Below are 22,529 nucleotides of genomic sequence, written 5' to 3'. Positions count from 1 at the left end.
CGTGGTGGCGGTCAGCCCGCACCTCGACGACGCGGTGTTCTCGGTCGGCGGGACGCTGGCGCGGCTCGCGGGGACGGCGCAGGTCACCGTCGTCACCTGCTTCACCGGCTCGGTCGACCCGGCGGTGGCGACACCCTTCGCGCTGTCCACCCAGCTCGACAAGGGCCTCGCCGCGGACGTCGACTACATGGCCCTGCGCCGGACCGAGGACCGCGGCGCGCTCGAGGTCCTGGGCGTGGCCCCGCGGCACCTGGGCCTGCTCGAGGCGCCGCACCGCGGGTACGACTCGGCCGCGGCGCTGTTCGCCGGTCGGCGCGGGGGCGACGTCGTGGCGCGCCCGCTCGCGGAGGCCCTCACGCCGGTGCTCGCGGGGGCCGACCTCGTCCTCGCCCCCCAGGCGCTCGGCGACCACGTCGACCACCAGTGGGTCTCGGCGGTGGTGGCCGGCCTGGTCGACCGCGAGCGATGCGCGTGGTGGCGTGACACCCCGTACGTCGTGCGCCGCCCCGACGCGGTGCCGATGGCCCACGTCGACGGGGCCGAGGTGGCCGTGGACGTCACCGACGAGCTGGGGCGCAAGGCCACGGCCGTGGCCTGCTACCGGACCCAGGTCCCGTTCCAGTTCGGGTCGGCCGACGCGGCGGGGCCGGCGCTCACGGCACTCGCCCGGGACGAGGCCGCGCGGACGGGGAGCGGGGGAGCGGCCGAGGTGCTGCGTGTCGGCTCTCGCGCAGGGGGCGTGCTGGCGGCGCTGCTCGGCCCCTGAGACGCCGGGTGCACATCCCGGAACCGTGGGTACCCGCCGTCAGGACCGAGCCCTAGGACGACGGATGGATGAACCGGACCCCCGGCGGCAGACCGCCGGTGCGCGACGTGCGGGCGAGCACCGCCAGCAGCGTCTCGCGGAACGCCTCGGCCGCGCGCGTGGGCGCGACGTCGGTGCGGTGCGCCAGCACGATCGTGCGGTGGGTCCAGCCGGTGCCGTCGAGCCGGGTGGTGTGCAGGCCGGTACGGCCCGCGAGCACGAGGCTCGGCACGATCGCCACGCCCAGACCGCGCTCCACCATGCGCAGCACCGCGTCCATCTCGCCGCCCTCCACGGCGACCCGCGGCGTGACCCCCGCCGCGGCGCACGCGGACAGCACCGCCTCGCGCAGCTCGTAGCCGGGACGGTTCAGCACCAGGGGGTGCCGGGCGATCTCGGCGATGCCGGCGTGGTCGCCGAGCACCTCGTCGAGCGGGGCCCGGCCGGCGGTCGCCGAGACCGCCACCAGTTCCTCGCGCAGCACCGGGGTGAGGGCGAGCGGGACCCCGGCCGGACCGGTCGTCGGGAACCCGTCGGCCTGGTGGATGACCAGCGCGAGGTCGAGCTGGCCGTCCTCCAGGTCACCGACGAGGTCCCGCGACCCGCCCTCGGAGATCCGCAGCGAGACGCCCGGGTAGGACTCGTGGAACACCGCGAGGACGTCCGCGACGACGCTCACGCACAGGGACGGCGTGGCCCCCAGCCGGAGGCGTCCGCGGCGCAGGTTCGCCAGCTCGGCGATCTCCAGCCGGGCGGTCTCGACGTCGGCGACGATGCGCCGCGCGAGGGGCAGCAGGGTCTCACCCGCCGAGGTGAGTGTGACGTGATCCCTCCCCCGCGTGAACAAGGTCTCACCGAGATCATCTTCGAGGGCCTGGACCTGTCGGCTCAGCGTGGGCTGCGCGACCCGCACCTCCGCCGCTGCCTGCACGAACCGTCCCGTGTCCGCCACAGCGAGGAAGTAGATGAGCTGTTTGAGGGTCACCTCGATAGCTTATGTGCATCGCTGAACCGACTTGCATGCATTGGCAGTCGGCGTGTTCCCGGGCTTAGCGTGTCGCCGTGGTCCTGACACAGCAGCGCAACATCGTGACGCGGACGTGGGGCTCGTCCGTCGGCAAGAAGTTCGTCATGGCCGTGACCGGCGTGATCTTCTTGCTGTACGTGATCGCCCACATGATCGGCAACCTGAAGATCTTCTTCGGGCAGGAGACGTTCGACGCGTACTCCGAGCACCTCCGGACGCTCGGTGCCGAGATCTTCGGCTACGAGGGCGTCCTGTGGATCATCAGGGTCGTCCTGCTCGCGTCCGTCGTGCTGCACATGGCCGCGGCCTTCAGTCTCTGGTACAAGGCGAAGCGCGCGCGGCCGGTCGGGTACCAGCACAAGGGACACCAGGGCAGCTACGCGGCCCGCACCATGCGGTGGGGCGGCGTGATCATCGCGCTGTTCGTGATCTGGCACATCCTCGACCTGACCACCGGCACCGTGAACCCGGACCCCGCCGGCGGTGCCTACGCCAAGCTGGTGGCGAGCTTCGACCGGCCGATCGTGGCGATCTTCTACATCGTCGCCATGGTCGCGCTGAGCTTCCACATCAGCCACGGCCTGTGGTCGGGCATCCAGACGCTCGGCGGCAACAGCGCCGCCAAGCAGCACGCGTTGAAGTCGTTCTCGATCGTCGTCGGCGTCGTCATCGCCGTCGGCTTCGCGATCATCCCGGTGTCCGTCATGTTCGGTCTGGTGAGGTGACCATGTCAGAGCTGCAGCAGGAGCCGACGGCGGTGCAGGGCGAGGGCCGCTGGTTGCTCGGCGACCCGATCGCCGACGACCGCGCCCCCGACAGCCCGGTGGGCGACCGGTGGAGCGACCGCAAGTTCTCCGCCCGGCTGGTGAACCCGGCCAACCGGCGCAAGATGACGGCGATCATCGTCGGCACGGGGCTGGCGGGCGGCGCGGCCGCCGCCACGCTCGGCGAGGCCGGCTACCACGTGAAGTCGTTCTGCTTCCAGGACTCGCCCCGGCGCGCGCACTCCATCGCCGCGCAGGGCGGGATCAACGCCGCGAAGAACTACCGCAACGACGGCGACTCGATCCACCGGCTGTTCTACGACACCGTCAAGGGCGGCGACTTCCGCTCGCGGGAGTCGAACGTCCACCGGCTGGCCGAGGTCAGCCTGAACATCATCGACCAGTGCGTCGCGCAGGGCGTGCCGTTCGCCCGCGAGTACTCGGGTCTGCTCGACACCCGCTCGTTCGGTGGCACCCAGGTGTCGCGCACGTTCTACGCGCGCGGTCAGACGGGGCAGCAGCTGCTGATCGGCGCCTACTCCGCGCTCGAGCGCCAGATCGCGGCCGGCACGGTCGAGATGCACCCGCGCACGGAGATGCTCGACCTGATCGTCGCCGACGGTCGGGCCCGCGGCATCGTCACGCGCAGCATCCTGACGGGGAAGATCGAGACCCACCTGGCCGACGTGGTGGTGCTCTGCACCGGCGGCTACGGCAACGTCTACTACCTGTCGACGAACGCCAAGGGCTCGAACGTCACGGCCGCCTGGCGGGCGCACAAGCGGGGCGCGCTGTTCGCGAACCCCTGCTACACGCAGATCCACCCGACCTGCATCCCGGTCTCCGGCGAGTACCAGTCGAAGCTGACCCTGATGTCGGAGTCGCTGCGCAACGACGGCCGCGTCTGGGTGCCGAAGGAGCGCGGCGACTCGCGCCCGCCGAACTCCATCCCGGAGGAGGAGCGGGACTACTACCTCGAGCGCCAGTACCCGGCGTTCGGGAACCTGGTCCCCCGCGACATCGCCTCGCGCGCCGCGAAGAACATGTGCGACGCCGAGCAGGGTGTCGGCCCCGGCGGTCTCGGGGTCTACCTCGACTTCAAGGACGCCATCGCGCGTCTGGGCCGCCACGCCGTCGAGGCCAAGTACGGCAACCTCTTCGAGATGTACCAGCGCATCACCGGGGACGACCCGTACGAGGTCCCGATGCGCATCTACCCGGCGATCCACTACACGATGGGCGGGCTGTGGGTCGACTACGACCTGCGCTCGACCATCCCGGGCCTGTTCGTGGGCGGCGAGGCCAACTTCTCCGACCACGGCGCCAACCGCCTCGGCGCCTCGGCGCTGATGCAGGGCCTCGCCGACGGCTACTTCGTGCTCCCGACGACAGTGCCGAACTACCTCGCCGACGGGCCGTTCGACCCGATCGACGAGAGCCACCCGGCCGTCGTCGAGGCCGTCGAGGCCACCAAGGGCCGCATCGACAAGCTGCTCTCGGCGAACGGCAACCGCACCGTCGACTCGTTCCACCGCGAGCTCGGCCAGCTGATCTGGGACCAGTGCGGCATGGCGCGCAGCAAGGAGGGGCTGGAGAAGGCCCTCGACCGGCTGCCGTCGCTGCGCGAGGAGTTCTGGCGCGACGTCAAGATCGTCGGCACGGGCGACGGCTTCAACCAGTCGCTGGAGAAGGCCGGCCGCGTCGCCGACTTCCTCGAGCTCGGCGAGCTCATGTGCACCGACGCCCTCCACCGCGAGGAGTCGTGCGGTGGCCACTTCCGCGTGGAGCACCAGACCGAGGACGGCGAGGCGCAGCGCGACGACGAGAACTTCGCGTACGTCGCGGCCTGGGAGTACGGCGGCGACCAGCCCGGCGCCAAGCCGATCCTGCACAAGGAGGACCTCGAGTTCTCCTACGTCCACCCGAGCCAGCGGAGCTACAAGTGAGAATCACGCTGCGCGTCTGGCGTCAGAAGAACGCCGACGCCAAGGGCAAGATGGAGAAGTACAAGCTCGACGACGTCGACGAGGACATGTCGTTCCTCGAGATGCTCGACGTGCTCAACGAGAAGCTGATCCTCTCCGGCGAGGACCCCGTCTCGTTCGACCACGACTGCCGTGAGGGCATCTGCGGTTCGTGCGCCATGGTCATCAACGGGACCCCGCACGGCCCGCAGAAGAACACCACGACCTGCCAGCTGCACATGCGGCACTTCAAGGACGGCGACACGATCGACGTGGAGCCGTGGCGGGCGCGGGCCTTCCCGGTGATCAAGGACCTGGTGACCGACCGGTCGGCGTTCGACCAGATCATCCAGGCCGGCGGCTACGTCAGCGTCAACACCGGCTCGGCGCCCGAGGCGCACGCGACCCCGGTCGACAAGGTCTCGGCGGACGACGCGTTCGACGCCGCGACCTGCATCGGCTGCGGTGCCTGCGTCGCGGCGTGCCCGAACGGCAGCTCGATGCTGTTCACCTCGGCCAAGGTCACGCACCTCGGTCTGCTCCCGCAGGGGCAGCCGGAGCGCCAGACCCGCGCGATCAACATGCTGGCCAAGCAGGACGAGCTCGACTTCGGTGGCTGCACCAACGTCGGCGCCTGCGCGGAGGTCTGCCCGAAGGGCATCCCGCTGGCCTCGATCTCGCGGCTGAACCACGACGTCCTCGGCGCCACCCTCGCGGGGGCGCGCGCGGACTAGGTCCCACCGATGTGAACGAACGGCACTCTCGCGCACATAGATGCTGCGAGAGTGCCGTTCGTGCGTTCAGGCGCCGGCCCGGACCACCCGGGTGTCGCCCGCCGCGGCCCGGCCGCGGATGCGCACGGTTCCCGACGACGCGTCGCCCTCCGGTCGCGTCGGGGTCACCGGCAGGTCGGACGCCGCCGTGCCGGCCGCGGAGCGCAGGTCGACCGAGGCGTCGACCCCGGCGTGCACGCCCACCCGCACCGAGCCGGCGCCGGTGGACAGGTCGAGGTCGCCGCCCGAGGCGTCGCGCACCGTGACGTCGCCGCTGCCGCACCGGACCGCGAGGTCGGCGTCGACCCGGCCCGCGGTCACCGAGCCGCTGCCGGTGACGACCTCCACCCCCGCGTGCACCTCGTCGAGGAACACGTCGCCCGCGCCGCCCTTCACGCGCAGGGCCCCGTCGACGCGCCCGACGGTCACGTCCCCGGCCCCGCACCGGATCCGCGACCGCTCGGCCACCCGGTCCAGCGAGACGGCGCCGGTGGTCGCGATCTCGACCGTCCCCGGGAGTCCGGCCACGTCGACCGGCGCGGCGCCGGCCCGCACCGTGAGCGCGGACGACGCCGGGGCGTGGACGGTGACCGACAGCGGGATCGTGCGCAGGGCGACCTCGCGTGGCGACCGGACGTGCAGCGCGCCGTCGGTCCACTCCACGGTGGTCTCCGCGACGGCCCGGGCGGCCCGCTCCTCGGGCGACTCGTCGCGGCGGACCCCGAGCCCGGCGACCGCGCTCAGGTCGACCCCGAACCGGCGTTCCAGACCTCCGGCGGCGTCGACGAGCCCGGCCAGGCCCTGCACCCAGCCGGGCGCGCCCTCGCGGTCGGCGACGACGTCCACGGTCACCGCGTCGGTGGCGTCGAGCCGCACGTCCACGCGTCCGGCGTCGATCTCCACCACCAGTTCGGCGGGCCCGGACGCGTCGAACCGCTCGTGGCGGGACTGCTCCGGGGCGCTCATCCGCGCACCCACCCGGAGACGCCCGAGCCGCCCTGACCGCCCTCGTCGTCGTCGCGACCCGGACCCGGCTCGTCGGACGGGGCCGCGGGCGGCGGCCCGGCCTGCTCGCCGGAGCGGCGCTGCGGGTCCCAGGAGCCCTCCCAGCGGCGCTGACCGTGGCGGCCCAGGTTGTCGCGCAGGGCGCCCTGCACGGCCTGCGAGATCCAGGAGTTCAGGGACATGCCCTGCGCGGCGGCGGCCTGCTCCGCCTGGCCCTTGATCTGGTCGACCAGGCGCAGCGTCATGCGGGAGATGTCGCCCATGTCGGCGCCGCGGCCGGCCGCGCCGGGGACGTCGCCGGGGCGGGGGAACGAGCCGCCGGGTCCGGCGAACGGGCTCGACGACGGGCCGGCGAAGAAGCCGGCGGCCGGCCCGTCCGCCCCGGCGGGGCCGGAGCCGTCCACGACCACCTCCACCTCGCGGCCGCGCAGGCGCAGCGAGACGGTGCGGTCGTCGAGCTTGTCGGAGATCTCGGCGGTGAGGTCGGACAGGGCGGTCTGCAGCGCGAGGCGGACGGCGGGCTCGAGGGCCGCGGCCAGCGCGGTGCCGGCCCGGGCGGTCTGCTCGTCGCCCACGGACGCGGCCGCAGCGAGGTCGTCCCGCAGCGCGGTGACGTAGGGCGTGAGGTCCATGCGCACCACAGTGACACCACGAAGACACCATCGCAACGACTTCTGCTGTCAGCGGACGACACCACGCCGGGCGGCAGGGTGATCGTCAGGGGTGCCGGTTACCGTGGCCGCGTGGCCCAGACCGTGACGCCCCGGGTGCAGCTGATCGCGAAGACCGAGTTCGTCCCGCCCGCGGACGTGCCGTGGGAGACCGACGCCGACGGCGGGCAGGCGCTCGCCGAGTTCGCGGGCCGGGCCTGCTACCAGTCCTGGAGCAAGCCCAACCCGGCCACGGCCACGAACGCGGGTTACCTGCGGCACATCCTCGAGGTCGGGCACCTGTCGGTGCTCGAGCACGGCACGGTGAGCTTCTACCTCACCGGGATGTCGCGCAGCCTCACCCACGAGCTGATCCGCCACCGGCACTTCTCGTACTCGCAGCTCTCCCAGCGCTACGTGCCGGAGTCGGACGCGGCGATGGTCGAGCCCGCCGTCATCGCGGAGGACCCCGAGCTGCACGCGCTGTTCGAGGAGGCCTCGGCCGCGGCGCTGGCCTCCTACGAGAAGCTGCTGGCCGGCCTGGAGGAGCGGTTCGCCGACGAGCCCAACCGCACGCTGCGCCGCAAGCAGGCCCGGCAGGCCGCCCGGGCGGTGCTGCCCAACGCGACCGAGACGCGCATCGTCGTCACCGGGAACTACCGCGCCTGGCGGCACTTCGTCGCGATGCGCGCCTCCGAGCACGCCGACGTCGAGATCCGCGACCTGGCGATCGCCTGCCTCGAGGCGCTGCAGGCCGAGGTGCCCAACGTGTTCGCCGACTTCGTCATCAGCGAGCTGCCCGGCGGGTCGCGCGTGGCGTCGAGCCCGTTCGTCGCGGAGGGATAGACCGACCCGTACCGCGGGTAGGTCAGGCGCATGAGTGGAGCCTCCGTCGCCGCCGCCGAGCGCAACGCCCTCGCCGACTCGCTGCTGCGCGAGGGACCCGATGCGCCGACCCTGTGCGGGGACTGGACCACGCGTGACCTGCTGGCCCACCTCGTGGTCCGCGAGCGCCGACCCGACGCCGCACCCGGGATCCTGATCAAGCCGCTGTCGTTCTGGACCGAGCGCGTCCAGAACCGCGCCGCCGCCGGGGACTACGGCACCAACATCGCGGCGATCCGCAGCGGGCCGCCCCTCTGGAGCCCGATGGCGCTGCCGTTCCTGGCCGGGGTGGACGTGCAGGAGTACTTCATCCACCACGAGGACGTGCGCCGGGCCCAGGAGGGCTGGTCACCCCGGCCCGCCGACCCCGAGCGCGACCGCGTCCTGTGGGCGCAGGTCGGGCTGCTCGGCCGGATCGCCTACCGCTCGAGCCCGGTCGGCGTGACGCTGCAGCGCCCGGACGGCGCGGAGCACGCCGCGAAGGGCGGTCCGCGCACCGTGACGATCGTCGGCGAGCCGGGGGAGCTGCTGCTGTTCTCCGCGGGACGCGAGCAGGCGGTGGTCTCGTTCTCCGGCGAGCCGGCCGACGTGGCGGCGGTGAAGGCGACCGACCGCGGGTTCTGACGGGTGGTCTACGTCCCTGCCGTCACACCGGTGTCCCGGTGGCGAGGTACGGTGAACCCGGCATGAGCACGACCGTGGACCCCGGCCCGACGCGGCCGACGAGGCGCGACGTCGCTCATCGCCATCCGAGACTTCCCGCGGCCGCCGAGCGGCCGCACCCGCGGGCGGCTGCCCGCGCACCCGGCGTCGGGAACGCCCCGGCCGGGAGCCGCCCCCTGACCAGGAGGAACCCATCTTCCCACTGACCCACGCCGGAGCTGCCCGGTGAGCCGATCGACCGCGCAGCGCCGCCGCAACGGCGGCGGCCAGCAGCAGCAGGGGTCCGAGCAGACCCCGAAGCACGACCACGACTGTGGCGCCACGGGCACCCCGACCCAGTCGGTGCCCGCCCCCGACGCCCACCCGAAGCCGCTCGCGGAGGGCGCCCTGCGCGTCGTCGCGCTCGGCGGCGTCGGCGAGGTCGGCCGCAACATGACCGTGCTGGAGTACGGCGGCCGGATGCTGATCGTCGACTGCGGCGTGCTCTTCCCCTCGGAGGACTCGCCCGGCGTCGACCTGATCCTGCCCGACTTCCGCGCCATCGAGGACCGCCTCGACGACGTCGACGCGCTCGTGCTCACCCACGGGCACGAGGACCACATCGGCGCGGTGCCGTTCCTGCTGCGCCAGAAGCCCGACCTGCTGATCGTCGGGTCGCGCTTCACCCTCGCGCTGGTCGAGGCGAAGTGCCGCGAGCACCGCCTCACCCCGCACCTGCTCGAGGTGCGCGAGGGCGAGCGCAGCCACTACGGCACGTTCGACTGCGAGTTCTTCGCGGTGAACCACTCGATCCCCGACGCGCTCGCCGTCGCCGTGCGGACCCCCGGCGGGACCGTGCTGCACACCGGCGACATCAAGCTCGACCAGCTGCCCCTGGACGGGCGCCTCACCGACCTCGCCGGGTTCTCCCGCCTCGGCGACGAGGGCGTGGACCTGCTGCTCGTGGACTCCACGAACGCCGAGGTCCCCGGCTTCGTCACTCCCGAGCGCGACATCGCGCCCGTGATCGACGACGTGTTCCGCCGCGCGCCCAGCCGGCTCATTGTCGCGTGCTTCGCCAGCCACGTGCACCGCGTCCAGCAGGTGCTCACCGCGGCGCAGAAGCACAAGCGGAAGGTGTGCTTCACCGGCCGCTCGATGGTGCGCAACATGGGTATCGCCGCCGACCTCGGTCTGCTCGAGATCCCCGAGGGACTCCTCGTCGACCTCGACGACGCGCTGGCCATGCCCGAGCGGGACGTGGTCCTCGTGTCCACCGGGTCGCAGGGCGAGCCGCTCTCGGCGCTGGGCCGGATGGCGCGCGGCGACCACCGGCAGATCACGATCACGCCGGGCGACACGGTCGTCCTGCTCTCGTCGCTGATCCCGGGCAACGAGACCGCGGTGTTCGCCGTGATCAACGGCCTCACGCGGCTCGGGGCGGAGGTCGTGCACTCCGGCGTCGCGAAGGTGCACGTCTCCGGGCACGCGAGCGCCGGCGAGCTGCTCTTCCTCTACAACGCGCTGCGCCCGCGCAACGTCATGCCGGTGCACGGCGAGTGGCGCCACCTGCGGGCCAACGCTGCGATCGCGCAGCGCACGGGCGTCCCGGCCGACCGGGTCGTCATCGCCGAGGACGGCGTGGTGGTCGACCTCGTCGAGAAGAAGGCCGCCATCGCCGGACGCGTCGAGGTCGGCCACGTCTACGTCGACGGCAACCAGGTCGGCGACGTCGGCGAGACGACGCTCTCCGACCGGCTGGTGCTCGGCGAGGGCGGGTTCATCTCGATCACCGTCGCCGTCGAGGCCGCCACCGGGCGCGCCGTCGCGCCGCCGCGCATCTCCGGCCGCGGGTTCTCCGACGACCCGAAGGCGCTCGAGAACGTCGTCTCGCTCGTCGAGATGGAGCTCTCCCGCACCGAGGCCGAGGGCATCACCGACACCCACCGCATCGCCCAGGCGGTCCGCCGGGTGGTGGGCAAGTGGGTCGGCGAGACCTACCGCCGCCGCCCGATGATCGTGCCGACGGTGCTGCCCGTGTAGGTGCCTGCGGCAGGTGAGCACTAACGGTCGCTATAGCGACCGTTAGTACTCACGGGCCGAAGGCACCTCTGACGAACGACGGCAGGTCCGGTAGCACCAGATCGACCTGTTCCGGGCGGTACCAGGCGACGTGCAGGCTCACGGCGACCTGGTCCGCCGGCGGGTCGACGACGGGACGCGCGGCCACGTAGGTCGTCGCGATCCCGTCGACCACCTCCCGCCCGAGCACCGTCCCCGCGCGGATCCGCACGCGCGTCTCCTCCAGGCAGCCGCGCTCGGCGGTCGCCCCGGGCGACTCGCGCGGCTCCGGGCGCCCGCCCGGCAGCACGGCCGGCGGGGTCTCACCCGGCCGGTGCAGCAGCAGCAGGCCGGGGCGGGCGACCACCACCGCCAGGACGAGGTGGTTGGCCCGGCTCATGGCGCCTTCCTACCGCGCCGGGGCGCCGGTCAGCAGGTCCACCACGCGTTCCCGACGACGTCTCTCGGTCGCGGCGGGCAGGCGCCCGGCGCGACGCAGGGTCGCCAGGCCGTGCAGCGTCGCCCAGCCGACCTCGGCGGACTCGTCGTCACCCCCGAGCGCCGTCCGGACGGCCTCGAAGCCCGCGCGCATCGCCGCCGGGGTGTCCGCGGCGGCGAAGGGGAGCGCGGCGAGGTCGAACATGGCCGCGTAGACGGCCGGCCGCGCCGCGGCGAAGTCGAGGTAGGCGTCCGTTAGTGCGGCGACCGCGGCCGACCCGGCCCGGCCCTCGACGGCGGCCCGCAGCGCCCGGGCCAGGTCGGCGAAGCCCTCCAGCGCCACGGCCGCCACGATCTCGTCCTTGCCGCCGGGGAAGTGGCCGTAGAGCACCGGCTGGCTGTACTCGATGCGGTCGGCGAGCCGACGGGTGGTGACGGCCTCCCAGCCCTGTTCCTCGGCCAGCTCGCGGGCGGTCGCGACGATGCGCTCGTGCCGGTCGGCCCGCTCCCGGGCCCGGCGCTCCTGGACGCTCACGCCCACAATCTAGCAGCGCTAGCCAAACGAGCACAGCACGAGTAGCGTTCCTAGCGTTCCTAGCAAGGCTAGATTCCGGAGGTCCCGATGGTTGTGCTCGTGGTGGCGGCGGTCGTGGTGCTGGGCGTGATGGTGGGCGTCGAGTTCGCCGTCGCCGTGTTCGTCAACCCGATCTTCGATCGGCTGCCCGGGACGGCCGGGCTCGCGGCGCGCACCGACGGCGCGCGGGTCCTGGGGCGGGTGATGCCGTTCTGGTACGTCGGCGCCCTCGCCCTGGTGCTCGCGTGGATGGTCCTCGCGTGGGGGAGCGGCGCGGTGGTCCCGCTCGGGGTCGGGGCCGGCCTGCTCGTGCTCACCGTGGTGCTGTCGCTGCTGTTCCTCGTGCCGATCAACGACCGGGCGCGCACGTGGAGCGAGGGCGACGCCCCGACGGACTGGCGCGCCCAGCTGGCCCGCTGGGACCGGCTGCACCACCTGCGGACGGGCCTGCTCGTGGCCGCCTTCGCCGCGGTGGCGGTCGGCCTCCTGCTGCTTTAGTCGATCGTCCCGACGACGCCCAGGACGCCGGTCGTGTCGCGACCGCCCGCACCCGCGGAGGGCCAGTCCACGACGTCGACCGCCGGCGCGATCACGGCGAACGCCTCGCGGACCTGCTCCGGGCTGCGCAGGGAGAGGCCGGCGAGCCCGCGGACGTAGAGGGCGTCGAGCGTCGGCGCGATGTCGCGGCTGACCGTGCTGCCGTGCGTCGCGGCGAGGACGCTGCCCGGGGCGAGGAGCTCGCGCCATCCCGCGAGCACGGCGGCGAGGTCGTCGTGGACGAACTGCAGGGCCCCGCCGATCACCAGGGCCACGGGCCGGGACAGGTCGAGGTGGTCGCCGACGGCGGCCGCGACACAGCCCGGCGCCCGCAGGTCGCCCCAGCTGACGCGCACGGTCGGGCGGTCGGCGACGAGGTCGCGGGCGTGGGCCACGACGACCGGGTCGAGGTCGACGTAGGCCACCCGCGCCGCGGGGTCGCGGCCCAGGACGACGTCGTGGACGGAGTGCACCGACGGGATGCCGCAGCCCAGGTCGAGGAACTGGTCGATGCCCCGCGCGAGGGCGTGGCGCACGACCCGGCGGGTGAACCCCCGCTGCGCCCGGGCCCGGACGTCGGCGAGCGGGTCGAGCTGCAGGAGCGCCGTGGCCGCCTCGCGGTCGACCGCGAAGTTCGCGCTCCCGCCGAGCAGGGCGTCCACGGTGCGGGCGAAGTTCGGCAGCTCCAGGTCGGCCGCGAGCGCGACGATCGCGTCCAGCTCCAGACCGGCGTGGTGCGGGAGCCCGCCCGCCCGGGGGCCCGGCGGGGGCGGGGCGGGGTGGTACTCGACCGGCATGCTCACGCTTCGTGGACGGTCGTCGTCCCCGGTGGTGACGACGGCCGGACCGTGACCGCCCGATCAGGTGGCGGCATCACTCCGTGATCCCATGATCGGCCCCGACGGCGACCATGGTCGACACTGGAGCGGTGACCGTCGTCGCGACCCGGGTCAGCACGGTGACCTCGCCGACCCTCCTGCTCGCCGTGCTCTACCCCGTGGTCGGTGCCCTGGCGGCCGGTCCGCCCGGGATCGCGTGGTCGCTGCTCGGCATGGTGTTCACCGTGGTGATCCCGGCGGTGATCGTCGACCTCGGTGTGCGTCGCGGCCGCTACACCGACCACCACCTCTCGCGCCGCGAGCAGCGCGCCGTCCCGCTCGGTCTGGCGGCGCTCTCGGTGCTGGTCGGGCTCGGCGTGCTCTGGCTCGCCGGGGCACCGCGGGCGATCGTCGCGCTGCAGGTGGCCGTGCTCGCGACGACCGTCGTCGCCACGACCGTCACGCTCTGGTGGAAGGTCAGCTTCCACGTCGCGGTCGTGGCGGCCGCCGCGGCCGTGCTGACGCTGCTGGGCGGCGGCTGGTGGGCGCTCGCGTGGCTCGCCGTCCCGCTGGTCGGCTGGGCCCGGCTGCGCCTGACCGCCCACACCCTCGCCCAGGTGATCGTCGGGGGGATCCTCGGCGCCGGCGTCAGCGGGCTCGTCCTGATCATCGCGGGCGTAGCGTGAGCCCCGTGGCGACGACCTGGGATCCCGCGCTCTACCTCGACTTCGACGACCACCGCTCCCGGCCGTTCGCCGACCTGCTCGCCCGGATCGGCGCGACGAACCCGGGTCACGTCGTCGACGCCGGGTGCGGCCCGGGCCACCTCACGGCCGTGCTGCAGGCACGCTGGCCCGACGCGCGGGTGACCGCCTTCGACTCCTCACCGGACATGGTCGCCGCCGCCCGCGAGCGCGGGATCGACGCCACCGAGCAGGACGTCGACGCCTGGACACCCACGGGCGACGTGATCGTCTCCAACGCCGTGCTCCAGTGGGTCCCGGGCCACCGCGCGCTGCTGCGGCGCTGGCTGGCGGCCCTTCCCGACGAGGGCTGGCTCGCGGTGCAGGTCCCCGGCAACTTCACCGCGCCGTCGCACGTGCTCGCGCGGGAGGTCGCCGACCGGTTCGACGTGGCGCTGCGCGACGCGGCCACGGTCGCCGAGCCCGCGGAGTACGCCGAGGACCTCGCCGGGGCCTCGGCGGTCGACGTCTGGGAGACGACCTACCTGCAGCGGCTCACCGGCGAGGACCCGGTGCTGCGCTGGATCTCCGGCACGGCGCTGCGCCCGGTCCGCGACGCCCTGTCCGACGCCGCGTACCGGGACTACGTCGAGGTGCTCGCGCCGCGCCTGCGCGAGGCCTACCCGACGAACGCCGACGGCTCGACCTGGTTCCCGTTCCGCCGGATCTTCCTGGTCGCCCGCCGGTAGTCAGGCACTGAGCCGTTCGCTCAGCTCCCACAGCCGCCGGGCGTCGTCGGGATCGAGCATCGCCGAGTTCGCGTCCGCGGGGACGCTGTCGGCGGTGAGCGGGCGGTCCTCGTCGTCGAGCACGGCAATGTCGGCGTCCTTGAGGTAGACCCCGCCGTGGCCGTCGAGCAGCGGACTCGCCGCGCCGAACACGATCGTGGCGGCCCCCTGCTCGACGGTCTTCTTCCCCGCCTCCGGGTCGACGACCGTGGCGCCCTGCTCGTCGACGAGGCCCTGCGCGCGATAGGAGGCGAGCCGCCCGGCCGCGTGGGGCCCGGGCCCGATGACCACGCCCGGGTGGGCCGCGAACGCGCGGATGTCCTCCTCGGCGTGGCGGCGGTCGAGTTCGACGGTGAACAGGACGTTCGCCCGCTTGGACTGGGTGTACGCCGCGAGCGGGGAGTAGTCGGCCGCGAGGTCGAGGTCGTCCCAGTGGATCCCGCCGAGCCGGGCGGCCCCCGAGGTGACGGTGACGACGCGGGCCCCGCCGGCCGCGCGCAGGGCCGGGAGCAGGGCGCGGGTGAGCCGGAAGTGGCCGAGGTGGGACGTCGAGAAGGACAGTTCGTGGCCGCGCGCGTCGACGCGGCGCTCGGGGCTGTTCAGGACCGCCGCGTTGTTGACGAGCACGGGGAGGGGACGTCCGGAGTCCAGCCACCGGGCGGCGAGGGCGTCGACCGAGGCGGGGTCGGTGAGGTCGAGCGGCTCGACCCGGACACCGGGGACGTCCGCGACGACAGCCGCGGCGCGCTCGACGTCGCGGGCCGCCACGGTCACCTGCGCGCCCGCGGCGGCGAGGGCGCGCGTGACCTCCCGGCCGAGCCGGCTGTGGCCCCCGGTGACGAGCACCTCGCGCCCGTGCAGGTCCACGCCGGCGAGGACGTCGGCGGCGGTGGAGGCGGCGGTGAAGGGCGTGGGGAGCGGGGCCTGCGTGGTCATGCGACCAGTCTCGTGCTCTCGCCCTGGACGCGGAATCATTGTCCGTCCCGATTTCCTGCGCGAGAGTACGGCGATGCCCGCCACGTTCCCGACCGACGTCCTGTCCGACGTCTTCGATCGCGTCGACGTCCGCAGCATGATGACCGGCGGGTTCGCGGTGCGCGGCCCGTGGGTCGCCCGGGGCGCGCTGTCGCGGCCGTTCAAGCTCATCGCACTGGTGGCGGGCTCGGCGCGGGTCGCCACGGACGGGCCCGGCGGACCGGACGGCCCGGTCGAACTCTCCGGCGGGGACGTCGTCCTGCTCAACCACCGCACCCACCTCGACGTCCGCGGCGGACGGGGGGAGGGTCCGGCGGTCGAGCTCGTGCCCGACACGGGGTTCGACTCGATGGCCCTCGCTGCGGCCGATCCGACCACCGACGACGTGCTGGTCGGCGGCGGTATCCAGGTCGGTTCCGCGGGGCAGGACCTGCTCGGCTCCGCCCTGCCCGGTCTCGTCCACGTCCGCGGCTCGACCCCGGCGGCCGTCCGACTGGCTGCGCTCGTCGACCAGCTCGTCGTCGAGGCATCCAGCGGTCGGCTGGGCTCGGCGTTCGCCATCCGGCAGAACGGGCAGCTGATCCTGCTCGAGTTCCTCCGCGCGTACCTCGAGCAGGCGCAGCCGCCGACCGGGTGGCTCCGCCTGCTCGTCGACGACCAGCTCGCGCCGGCGCTGCGGGTCATGCACGACGAGCCGGGCCGGGCCTGGGACCTCGTCGGGCTCGCCCGGGTGGCCGGCATGTCCCGGACGGGCTTCGCCGAGCGCTTCCGCGCCGTCGCCGGTGTCCCGCCGCTCGCCTACCTCGCCCGCTGGCGGATGGTGCTCGCGCAGCGCGCGCTCCGGGACCCCGACGTGCGCGTCGGGGCGCTCGCCGCGGAGCTGGGCTACGGGTCGGAGAGTGCCTTCAGCACGGCGTTCAAGCGCGAGGTCGGCGAGTCGCCGGTGCACTACCGGCGGCGGCTGCTCACCCGCTCGAGCTGACGCGGGTCGGGGCCAGCAGGTCCGCCGCGTTGCCGCCCCGGATCCGGTCGGCGTCGGCCGGGTCCAGTCCGGCGGCGGCGAGGCGGTCGAGCGGGTCGGTCACGGCCATGTCGAAGGGGTAGTCCGTCCCGAGCACCACCCGGTCCGCGCCCGCCACCGCGACGAGGTGCCGCAGCGCCTCGGGGGTGTACACGAGCGCGTCGAACCACATCCGCCGCAGCGCCGCGCTCGGCGGCTCCGGCGCGGCGCGGTCGCCCGGGCGGGCGTGCCAGGCGTGGTCCTGGCGGGCCGTGCCGTACGGGAAGAAGCCGCCGCCGTGCGCGGCCAGCAACCGCACGCCGTCGTCGGGAAGACCGGCCGCGACCAGCCGCGAGAGGGCGACCGTCGTCTCCACGGGGTTCCCGACCGAGTTCGACAGGTAGCCGACGTCGAGCCGCTCCCCGAGGGTGCAGCCCCACGGGTGCACGAAGACGACCGCCTCGAGCTCGGCGGCCGCCGCCCAGAAGCCGGCGAGGTCGGGATCGTCGAGTTCCCGACGACGGCCGTCGGGTCCCGTCACGTGGGTGGAGACCTCGACGCCGCGCAGCCCGTCGCGGACGGCCCCGCGCAGCACGTCGACGGCGAGATCGGGGTGCTGCAGCGGGGCGGTCCCGAGGCCGGCGAGCCGGTCGGGCGCGCCGGCGCAGTGCTCCAGGACGCCGGTGTTGACGGCGTCGGCGTAGGCCGCGGCGAGCTCGCGGTCGGCCCACGGGTGGTGGATCGGCATCGGGCTGACCAGCTGCCGTTCGACGCCCGCCGCGTCCATGGCGGCCAGCCGGTGGTCCAGCCGGGTCAGGGCCGGGCCGAGCGTGGCGATCTGCTCGCGGTTGACCCGGCTGCTCGTCTCCCCGGCGGCCCGTGCCTCGACGGCCCGGGCGGCGCCGAGCTCGGGGCGGTCGGCCACCAGCGCCTCGGCGCCCGGCACCAGCAGATGGGCGTGGACGTCGGTCGTCGGGCTGGTGGGGCTCATCGGTGTGCCCTCTCCCGTGGCAGCGAAGCGTCGTTACTGGCGTCCGACGACAGCAACGACGCTTTGCTGCCACGAGGGGAGGCCGGCGGGATCGGGGTCGGCCCGACCCCGGGGACCACCCGGTTGGTCAGCGTCCCGATGCCCTCGACCGACAGCGACACCACGCTGCCCGGCCGCAGCGGTGGCAGCTCGTCGTGCGACACCCCGCGACCCCACAGCTCGCCCAGGCACCCGCCGTGGCCGCACGTGCCCGAGCCCAGCACGTCGCCGGGCCGCACCTCGGTGCCGCGGGACGCGTAGGCGACCAGGTCGCCGAACGTCCAGCCCATGTTCGAGAGCCGGTCGGTCCCGACGACGCGGCCGTCCACCTGCGCCTCCAGGGCCAGGTCGAGGTCGCTGAACTCGTCGGCCGTCACCAGCCACGGGCCCAGCGTCGTCGCCGTGTCCTTGCCCTTCGCCGGACCGAGCCCGACCTGCATCTCCGCGGCCTGCAGGTCCCGCGCCGACCAGTCGTTCATGATCGTGAACCCGGCGATCGCCGCAGCGCCCTGCTCCGGGGTCAGATCCCGACCGGTCCGCCCGATCACCGCCGCGACCTCGAGCTCGAAGTCGAGCACCGCGCATCCCGGCGGCATCGGGACGTCGTCGTCCGGGCCCAGCGTCGCGTACGGGTTGGAGAAGTAGAACGCCGGCGCGGCGTACCAGGCGTTCGGGACCCCGGCGAGCTGCCGCATGCCCTCGACGTGCTCCTCGAAGGTCACGAAGTCGCGCACCGTCGGCGGCTGCAGCGGCGCGAGGAGCCGGACCGACGACAGCGGGACGGCCGGCGTCGACAGCGCCGACCCGCCCGCCTCGTGCAGGGTGCCGGCGCGGAGCAGGTCGAGCACGGTGACCGGGGAGTCGAGGACGTGCACGACGTCGTCGACCACCCGCCCGACCCGCACCTCGCCGTCGTCGTGGAGAACGCTGGCGATCCGCATCAGACCGGGGGAGCGACGAAGACGCCGCGGTCGGGGTCGTTGAACGACTTCTTCGCGACGAACTCGCTCATCGGGTTCGCCGTGCCCCACTGGTCGGAGACCATCGGGTCGGTGAAGTCGTACAGCGACGGGTGCCAGGAGTCCTCGTCGAGGCACTCCAGCTCCGTCGTGTACTCGACGGTGTTGCCCTGCGGGTCGAGGAAGTAGGAGAACGTGTTGTTCCCGGCCATGTGCCGCCCGGGGCCCCACACCTTCTCGACGCCTGCGCGCAGCAGCCGCCCGGTGCCGCGCAGGTACTCGTCGATGCCGCGCAGCTCGAACGACGCGTGGTGCAGCGACACGTGCGGGCAGCGGGCGATCGCCAGCGAGTGGTGCTGGGGGTTGCAGCGCAGGAAATACATCATCTCGCCCATGTGCGGGGAGAACAGCGTGTCGGAGAGCCGGAAGTCGAGGTGGCGGTCGTACCAGGCGACGAGGGCCTCCGGCTGCGGCGAGTTGATCACCACGTGGGAGAGCTTGACCGGCACCGACTCGCCCTCGGCGATCTTGCGGTGGGCCCGCAGCGCGACGTCGGCGGACACCTCGATCGTCCGGCCCTCGAGGTCGAAGAAGCGGAAGCCGTAGCCCCCGCCCGGCGTCTGGAGCTTGTCCGGGGTCGAGACGAGCGTGACGCCCTCGCGGCCGAGCTTCTCGGCCAGCGCGTCGACGTCGGCGGGGGTCTCGGCGCCGAACGCGATGAGGTCGACGCGCTTCTCCGCGTCCCGGCGCAGCCGCACCTGGTACTGCTCGGGCGAGCCCTCGGCGGCGAGGAACGCGATGCCGGTGTCGACGGTCTCGGGCGAGAGCTGCCAGAGGTCGCGGTAGAACTCGAGCTGGCGCTCGTAGTCGGGCACGGCGAGGTCGACGTGCCGGAGGTGGGTGATCAGGCGGTCCATGTCTGGTCCTCGGTTACGGGCGCTGCGCGAGCAGCGCGGAGGTGCGGCCCATCAGGCCGGGGACGTCGGCGGCCGGGTCGGCGTCGAGCAGCCAGCGGGCCAGCTGCACCGAGCCCGCCACCACCGCACCGGCCCGTTCCCGACGACGGTCGGCGTAGGCCGTGAGCGCGGCCTCGGTCGCGTCGTGGCCGGTCAGCTCGTCGACGAGGACGCTCGCGTCCTCGAGCGCCATCGCCGCGCCCTGGGCGAGGGTGGGTGGGCAGGAGTGGGCGGCGTCGCCGACCAGCACGACCCGCCCGCGGTGCCACGGCCCGTCCACGAGGTGGTGGGTGAACCAGGTGTAGTTCACGCGGTCCGCGTCGGTCATCCGCTCACGGATCTCCGTCCACGGGCCGCCGTAGTGCGCGGCGAGCCCGCGCATCGTCGCCAGCCGGTCCTCCGGGTCCAGGCCCGTCCGGTCGGTGGCACGCTCGACGAGGTAGGCGTAGATCGAGTCCTCGCCGGTGGGGCAGTACCCGGCGATGTACGCGGCACCGCCGTAGGTGAGGTCGGTGCGGGTGATGCTGTCGGGCCGCGTCGTGAAGACCCGCCAGATGCCCATCCCGACCGGCTCCGGCGTCGTCGTGATGCCGAGACCGCACCGGATGCCGGAGTTGAGGCCGTCGGCGGCGACGACCAGGTCCCAGGAGCCGGACGTGCCGTCGTCGAGGGTGGCGCGGCCGTCGGGGTGCACCTCGGTGACGCGGGTGCCGGTGCGGACCTTCGCGCCGGCGGCGCCCGCCTGCTCGAGCAGCAGCGTCGCCATCACGGCGCGGGGCATCCCGACCGTCGCCGGCAGGTCCTGGCCGCCGGTCCGGGCGTCGGGGATGACGGCGAGGACGGTCCCGTCGGGGGACCGCAGGCCGACCTCGTCGAAGGCGTACCCGTGGGCGAGGATCGCGTCGAGGACGCCGAGCTCGCGGAACACCCGCAGCGCGTTGCCCTGCAGGGTGATGCCGGAGCCGGCGGCCCCGACGTCGGGGGTGGCCTCGACGAGGTCGACGGCCACACCCGCGCGGGCGAGCAGGATCGAGGCGGCCGCGCCGGCGGCCCCGCCGCCGGCGATCAACGCGGTGGCGATCATCAGCGCACCGCGATCGGGTTGACGGGGGAGCCGACGGCGCCGGTGATCCGCAGCGGGGCCGCCGTCAGGAAGAACTCGTACCGACCGTCCGCGGCGCAGGCGTCGGCGAGCCCGTCGAGGTCCCACATCTCGCCGAGGAACAGGCCCAGGTGCGGGATCGCGACCTGGTGCAGCGGCTGGAAGGCGACGTCGAACTCGTTCGGCCGGACCTCGACGCCCCAGGTGTCGGTGGCGATCGCGGCGACGTCGGAGTCGTGCAGCCAGTCGAGCGTGGTGAACGACAGGCCGGGGGCGGGGCCGCCCGCGTAGCCGCCCCAGCCCTCACGGCGGGTGCGGGCGTACTGGCCGGTGCGCACGCAGACGATGTCGCCGGGCCGGACCTCGACGCCCTGTACGCGGGCGATCTCGTCCAGCTCCTCGGCGGTGATCGGGTACGAGTCGGGGAGCTCACCGCGCTCGTCGCCGAGCACCCGGCCCGCGTCGAGCAGCACGCCCCGGCCGGCGAGGTGGGCGGCGGCGGTCTCGATGCCGGTGACGCGGTCGCCCTCGACGCGCACCGTCTCGGCGGCGTCCCGACCGTTCCAGGCCTTGCCGTGGTCGAAGATGTGGCCGAGCCCGTCCCACTGGGTCGAGCACTGCAAGGGCATCGCGATCACGTCGTCCGCCCCGCCGATGCCGTGCGGGAACTCCCCGTCGAGGGCCTCGTGCCCGGTCCCGAGCATGGTGTGCACCGGGTTGGTGCGCTTCTTCCAGCCGTGCTGCGGGCCGGCCTCGTCGAACGGCTGCGACAGCGAGTGCGCCTCGCCCGTCCGCACGCATGCCGCGCCCTCGAGGCGCTTGGCCGGGGTGAGCAGGTTCAGCGAGCCGAGGACGTCGTCGGCGCCCCAGCGGCCCCAGCGGGAGACGCGGGCGACGACGGCGGCCACGGCCTCCTCGGGCTTCGCGGGGTCGTACCCGGCGGCGAGGACGGCGGTCCGGTCGGTGGGGCTGACGGTGGCGGTCACGGGGCGACCACCCGGGTGCGCTGGAGGCCGAGGTCGACGCCCGGGCCGGTGATCGAGCCGATCATGACGTCGCCGTCGCGCAGCAGCCGGCCGCGCGCCATGCCGTTGCCGGCGGGGCTGCCGGTGAGTACGAGGTCGCCGGGGTGCAGCGGGGTGATCTCGGCCGCCGCCGCGAGAAGGGCGGCGACGTCGAAGAGCATGTCCTTCGTGGTCTCGTCCTGCATCACCTCGCCGTCGAGCTCGAGGCGGATGCGCAGGTCGGCCGGGTCGACGTCGCGCGCGGGCACGAGCCACGGGCCGAGCGGGGTGAAGCCGGGGCCGTTCTTCGCGCGGAACCAGTCGGTGCCGATCTCGGGCATGTCGCGGCGGAAGACCTGGTCGCGGGCCGTGAGGTCGTTGGCGATCGTGTACGCGGCGACGTGCTCGAGCGCGTGCTCGCGGCCGACCCGGAACGCCTCGCGGCCGATGACGGCGGCGAGCTCGAGCTCCCAGTCGAACTGCTGCGTCCACGGCGGGATCACGACGTCGTCGCCCGGGCCGGTGACCGCGCTCGGCAGCCCGACGAACAGGTACGGCGTGCCCTCGGCGGCGCGGCGGTCCATCAGCTCCGCGACCTCGGCCCGGATCTCGGCGTCCGGCCGGGTGCCGCGCTCGGCGTGGTGGGCGGCGGCGAGGTCGATCACGTGCGTGCGGTAGTTGGCGCCGGACTGCAGGATCTGACCGGGCTCGAGGGGCGCGTGCACGGTGAGCTCCGCGAGCGGCGTCCCGGCCTCGTGGGCGCGGGCGTCGAGCGCCGGGAGCACGGCATCCCAGTCGGCCAGCAGCGCCGTCGTGGTGGTGTCGAGGTCGACCACCTCGTCCGCGTCGGTGACGAGCCCGGCGAACCGCCGGCCGTCCCCGGGGCGCGAGAACGTCCCCAGCCTGATCATGCGCCCTCCACGGCGAGAGTCGGTGTGGTGCACACGACTCTGCGTGGGGTGCCGGCCGTCCCGGAAGGCCGAAGTGCTGATGGTGGGCATCGACGGGGCCGATCCCCGCTGGTCAGGCGCTCACCGCCGCCGCGAGGTGCACAGGGGGCAGGTCGGACGGCCAAGGAGGCTGCCTGGT

24 protein-coding genes are annotated in these 22,529 nt (G+C 73.9%); 11 read left to right on the top strand and 13 right to left on the bottom strand.

The genetic code is table 11. The features are described 5' to 3' along the window. Position 1 precedes the first annotated feature (1 nt). The gene (locus ACQPYX_RS20945; protein WP_433799212.1) at positions 2–766 is read left to right on the top strand and encodes a PIG-L deacetylase family protein; all 765 of its coding nucleotides are present in this window, start codon (positions 2–4) and stop codon (positions 764–766) included. A 52-nt stretch (positions 767–818) separates the two neighbouring features. On the opposite strand, the gene ACQPYX_RS20940 is transcribed toward ACQPYX_RS20945, so the two are convergent. Continuing rightward, entirely contained in the window at positions 819–1,790 is a 972-nt protein-coding gene (locus ACQPYX_RS20940) for a LysR family transcriptional regulator (protein WP_433799211.1), read from the bottom strand. 77 nt (positions 1,791–1,867) lie between these two features. Here ACQPYX_RS20940 and ACQPYX_RS20935 point away from each other — a divergent pair, with 77 nt between their 5' ends. Genes ACQPYX_RS20935 through ACQPYX_RS20925 form a run of 3 tightly spaced genes read left to right on the top strand, consistent with a single transcriptional unit; the run spans position 1,868 to position 5,294 of the window. Continuing rightward, positions 1,868–2,557 (top strand): succinate dehydrogenase cytochrome b subunit, encoded by a 690-nt coding sequence (locus ACQPYX_RS20935; protein ID WP_433799210.1) that lies wholly within the window; start codon positions 1,868–1,870, stop codon positions 2,555–2,557. 2 nt (positions 2,558–2,559) lie between these two features. Further along, a complete protein-coding gene (locus ACQPYX_RS20930) occupies positions 2,560–4,542 on the top strand; it encodes a fumarate reductase/succinate dehydrogenase flavoprotein subunit (RefSeq protein WP_433799209.1) in 1,983 nt (660 codons plus the stop codon). Next, positions 4,539–5,294, top strand: a complete 756-nt coding sequence (locus ACQPYX_RS20925; RefSeq protein WP_433799208.1) for a succinate dehydrogenase/fumarate reductase iron-sulfur subunit — start codon at positions 4,539–4,541, stop codon at positions 5,292–5,294. Before ACQPYX_RS20930 ends, ACQPYX_RS20925 begins: the two co-directional genes overlap by 4 nt. Before the next feature lie 66 nt (positions 5,295–5,360). On the opposite strand, the gene ACQPYX_RS20920 is transcribed toward ACQPYX_RS20925, so the two are convergent. Next, positions 5,361–6,299 (bottom strand): DUF4097 family beta strand repeat-containing protein, encoded by a 939-nt coding sequence (locus ACQPYX_RS20920; protein ID WP_433799207.1) that lies wholly within the window; start codon positions 6,297–6,299, stop codon positions 5,361–5,363. After that, on the bottom strand, positions 6,296–6,970 hold the full coding sequence (locus ACQPYX_RS20915; protein WP_433799206.1) for a toxin-antitoxin system HicB family antitoxin: 675 nt from the start codon (positions 6,968–6,970) through the stop codon (positions 6,296–6,298). Before ACQPYX_RS20915 ends, ACQPYX_RS20920 begins: the two co-directional genes overlap by 4 nt. A gap of 111 nt (positions 6,971–7,081) precedes the next feature. Between ACQPYX_RS20915 and thyX the strand changes: the two genes are divergently transcribed. The 3 genes from thyX to ACQPYX_RS20900 all read left to right on the top strand — a co-directional run bounded on the left by thyX (position 7,082) and on the right by ACQPYX_RS20900 (position 10,558). Beyond that, positions 7,082–7,834: an FAD-dependent thymidylate synthase gene (gene thyX, locus ACQPYX_RS20910; RefSeq protein WP_433799205.1), complete on the top strand. Its 753-nt coding sequence runs from the start codon at positions 7,082–7,084 to the stop codon at positions 7,832–7,834. A 30-nt stretch (positions 7,835–7,864) separates the two neighbouring features. Further along, a complete protein-coding gene (locus ACQPYX_RS20905) occupies positions 7,865–8,497 on the top strand; it encodes a TIGR03085 family metal-binding protein (protein ID WP_433799204.1) in 633 nt (210 codons plus the stop codon). A gap of 381 nt (positions 8,498–8,878) precedes the next feature. Continuing rightward, complete coding sequence (locus ACQPYX_RS20900) at positions 8,879–10,558, top strand: ribonuclease J (RefSeq protein WP_433803776.1); 1,680 nt, start codon at positions 8,879–8,881, stop codon at positions 10,556–10,558. 49 nt (positions 10,559–10,607) lie between these two features. Here ACQPYX_RS20900 and ACQPYX_RS20895 read toward each other — a convergent pair whose 3' ends face one another. Together ACQPYX_RS20895 and ACQPYX_RS20890 are read right to left on the bottom strand one after the other, a co-directional pair. Next, positions 10,608–10,976, bottom strand: a complete 369-nt coding sequence (locus tag ACQPYX_RS20895; RefSeq protein ID WP_433799203.1) for an NUDIX domain-containing protein — start codon at positions 10,974–10,976, stop codon at positions 10,608–10,610. 9 nt (positions 10,977–10,985) lie between these two features. After that, positions 10,986–11,549: a TetR/AcrR family transcriptional regulator gene (locus tag ACQPYX_RS20890; protein WP_433799202.1), complete on the bottom strand. Its 564-nt coding sequence runs from the start codon at positions 11,547–11,549 to the stop codon at positions 10,986–10,988. A gap of 87 nt (positions 11,550–11,636) precedes the next feature. Between ACQPYX_RS20890 and ACQPYX_RS20885 the strand changes: the two genes are divergently transcribed. After that, positions 11,637–12,086 (top strand): anthrone oxygenase family protein, encoded by a 450-nt coding sequence (locus tag ACQPYX_RS20885; RefSeq protein ID WP_433799201.1) that lies wholly within the window; start codon positions 11,637–11,639, stop codon positions 12,084–12,086. Here the strand turns inward: ACQPYX_RS20885 and ACQPYX_RS20880 are convergent. Continuing rightward, positions 12,083–12,922, bottom strand: a complete 840-nt coding sequence (locus ACQPYX_RS20880; RefSeq protein ID WP_433803775.1) for an SAM-dependent methyltransferase — start codon at positions 12,920–12,922, stop codon at positions 12,083–12,085. The two genes, ACQPYX_RS20885 and ACQPYX_RS20880, sit on opposite strands and share 4 nt — an antisense overlap. A gap of 131 nt (positions 12,923–13,053) precedes the next feature. Between ACQPYX_RS20880 and ACQPYX_RS20875 the strand changes: the two genes are divergently transcribed. Beyond that, a complete protein-coding gene (locus tag ACQPYX_RS20875; RefSeq protein WP_433799200.1) occupies positions 13,054–13,629 on the top strand; it encodes a hypothetical protein in 576 nt (191 codons plus the stop codon). Next, on the top strand, positions 13,626–14,375 hold the full coding sequence (locus ACQPYX_RS20870; protein WP_433799199.1) for a trans-aconitate 2-methyltransferase: 750 nt from the start codon (positions 13,626–13,628) through the stop codon (positions 14,373–14,375). The genes ACQPYX_RS20875 and ACQPYX_RS20870 overlap by 4 nt, the downstream gene beginning before the upstream one ends. Here the strand turns inward: ACQPYX_RS20870 and ACQPYX_RS20865 are convergent, their stop codons facing one another. Then, the gene (locus ACQPYX_RS20865) at positions 14,376–15,350 is read right to left on the bottom strand and encodes an SDR family NAD(P)-dependent oxidoreductase (protein WP_433799198.1); all 975 of its coding nucleotides are present in this window, start codon (positions 15,348–15,350) and stop codon (positions 14,376–14,378) included. It abuts the gene before it with no gap. A gap of 73 nt (positions 15,351–15,423) precedes the next feature. On the opposite strand from ACQPYX_RS20865, the gene ACQPYX_RS20860 reads away from it, so the two are divergent. Continuing rightward, positions 15,424–16,371 (top strand): AraC family transcriptional regulator, encoded by a 948-nt coding sequence (locus ACQPYX_RS20860; RefSeq protein WP_433799197.1) that lies wholly within the window; start codon positions 15,424–15,426, stop codon positions 16,369–16,371. Here the strand turns inward: ACQPYX_RS20860 and ACQPYX_RS20855 are convergent. Genes ACQPYX_RS20855 through ACQPYX_RS20830 form a run of 6 tightly spaced genes read right to left on the bottom strand, consistent with a single transcriptional unit; the run spans position 16,355 to position 22,351 of the window. Beyond that, positions 16,355–17,380, bottom strand: a complete 1,026-nt coding sequence (locus ACQPYX_RS20855; RefSeq protein WP_433799196.1) for an amidohydrolase family protein — start codon at positions 17,378–17,380, stop codon at positions 16,355–16,357. The two genes, ACQPYX_RS20860 and ACQPYX_RS20855, sit on opposite strands and share 17 nt — an antisense overlap. Next, entirely contained in the window at positions 17,377–18,360 is a 984-nt protein-coding gene (locus ACQPYX_RS20850; protein WP_433799195.1) for a fumarylacetoacetate hydrolase family protein, read from the bottom strand. Before ACQPYX_RS20850 ends, ACQPYX_RS20855 begins: the two co-directional genes overlap by 4 nt. Further along, positions 18,360–19,295: a VOC family protein gene (locus ACQPYX_RS20845; RefSeq protein ID WP_433799194.1), complete on the bottom strand. Its 936-nt coding sequence runs from the start codon at positions 19,293–19,295 to the stop codon at positions 18,360–18,362. Before ACQPYX_RS20845 ends, ACQPYX_RS20850 begins: the two co-directional genes overlap by 1 nt. Positions 19,296–19,308: 13 nt before the next feature. After that, positions 19,309–20,418 (bottom strand): FAD-dependent monooxygenase, encoded by a 1,110-nt coding sequence (locus tag ACQPYX_RS20840; RefSeq protein ID WP_433799193.1) that lies wholly within the window; start codon positions 20,416–20,418, stop codon positions 19,309–19,311. Beyond that, positions 20,418–21,422, bottom strand: coding sequence for a cyclase family protein (locus tag ACQPYX_RS20835; RefSeq protein WP_433799192.1), 1,005 nt, complete (start codon positions 21,420–21,422; stop codon positions 20,418–20,420). Before ACQPYX_RS20835 ends, ACQPYX_RS20840 begins: the two co-directional genes overlap by 1 nt. Continuing rightward, positions 21,419–22,351, bottom strand: a complete 933-nt coding sequence (locus tag ACQPYX_RS20830) for a fumarylacetoacetate hydrolase family protein (protein ID WP_433799191.1) — start codon at positions 22,349–22,351, stop codon at positions 21,419–21,421. The genes ACQPYX_RS20835 and ACQPYX_RS20830 overlap by 4 nt, the downstream gene beginning before the upstream one ends. Positions 22,352–22,529 lie beyond the last annotated feature (178 nt).

Source organism: Actinomycetospora sp. CA-084318 (assembly GCF_050955885.1).
Classification (GTDB): domain Bacteria; phylum Actinomycetota; class Actinomycetes; order Mycobacteriales; family Pseudonocardiaceae; genus Actinomycetospora.
The sequence above is the reverse complement of the archived record's forward strand: the minus strand, read 5'-3'. Positions and strand labels throughout refer to the sequence as shown.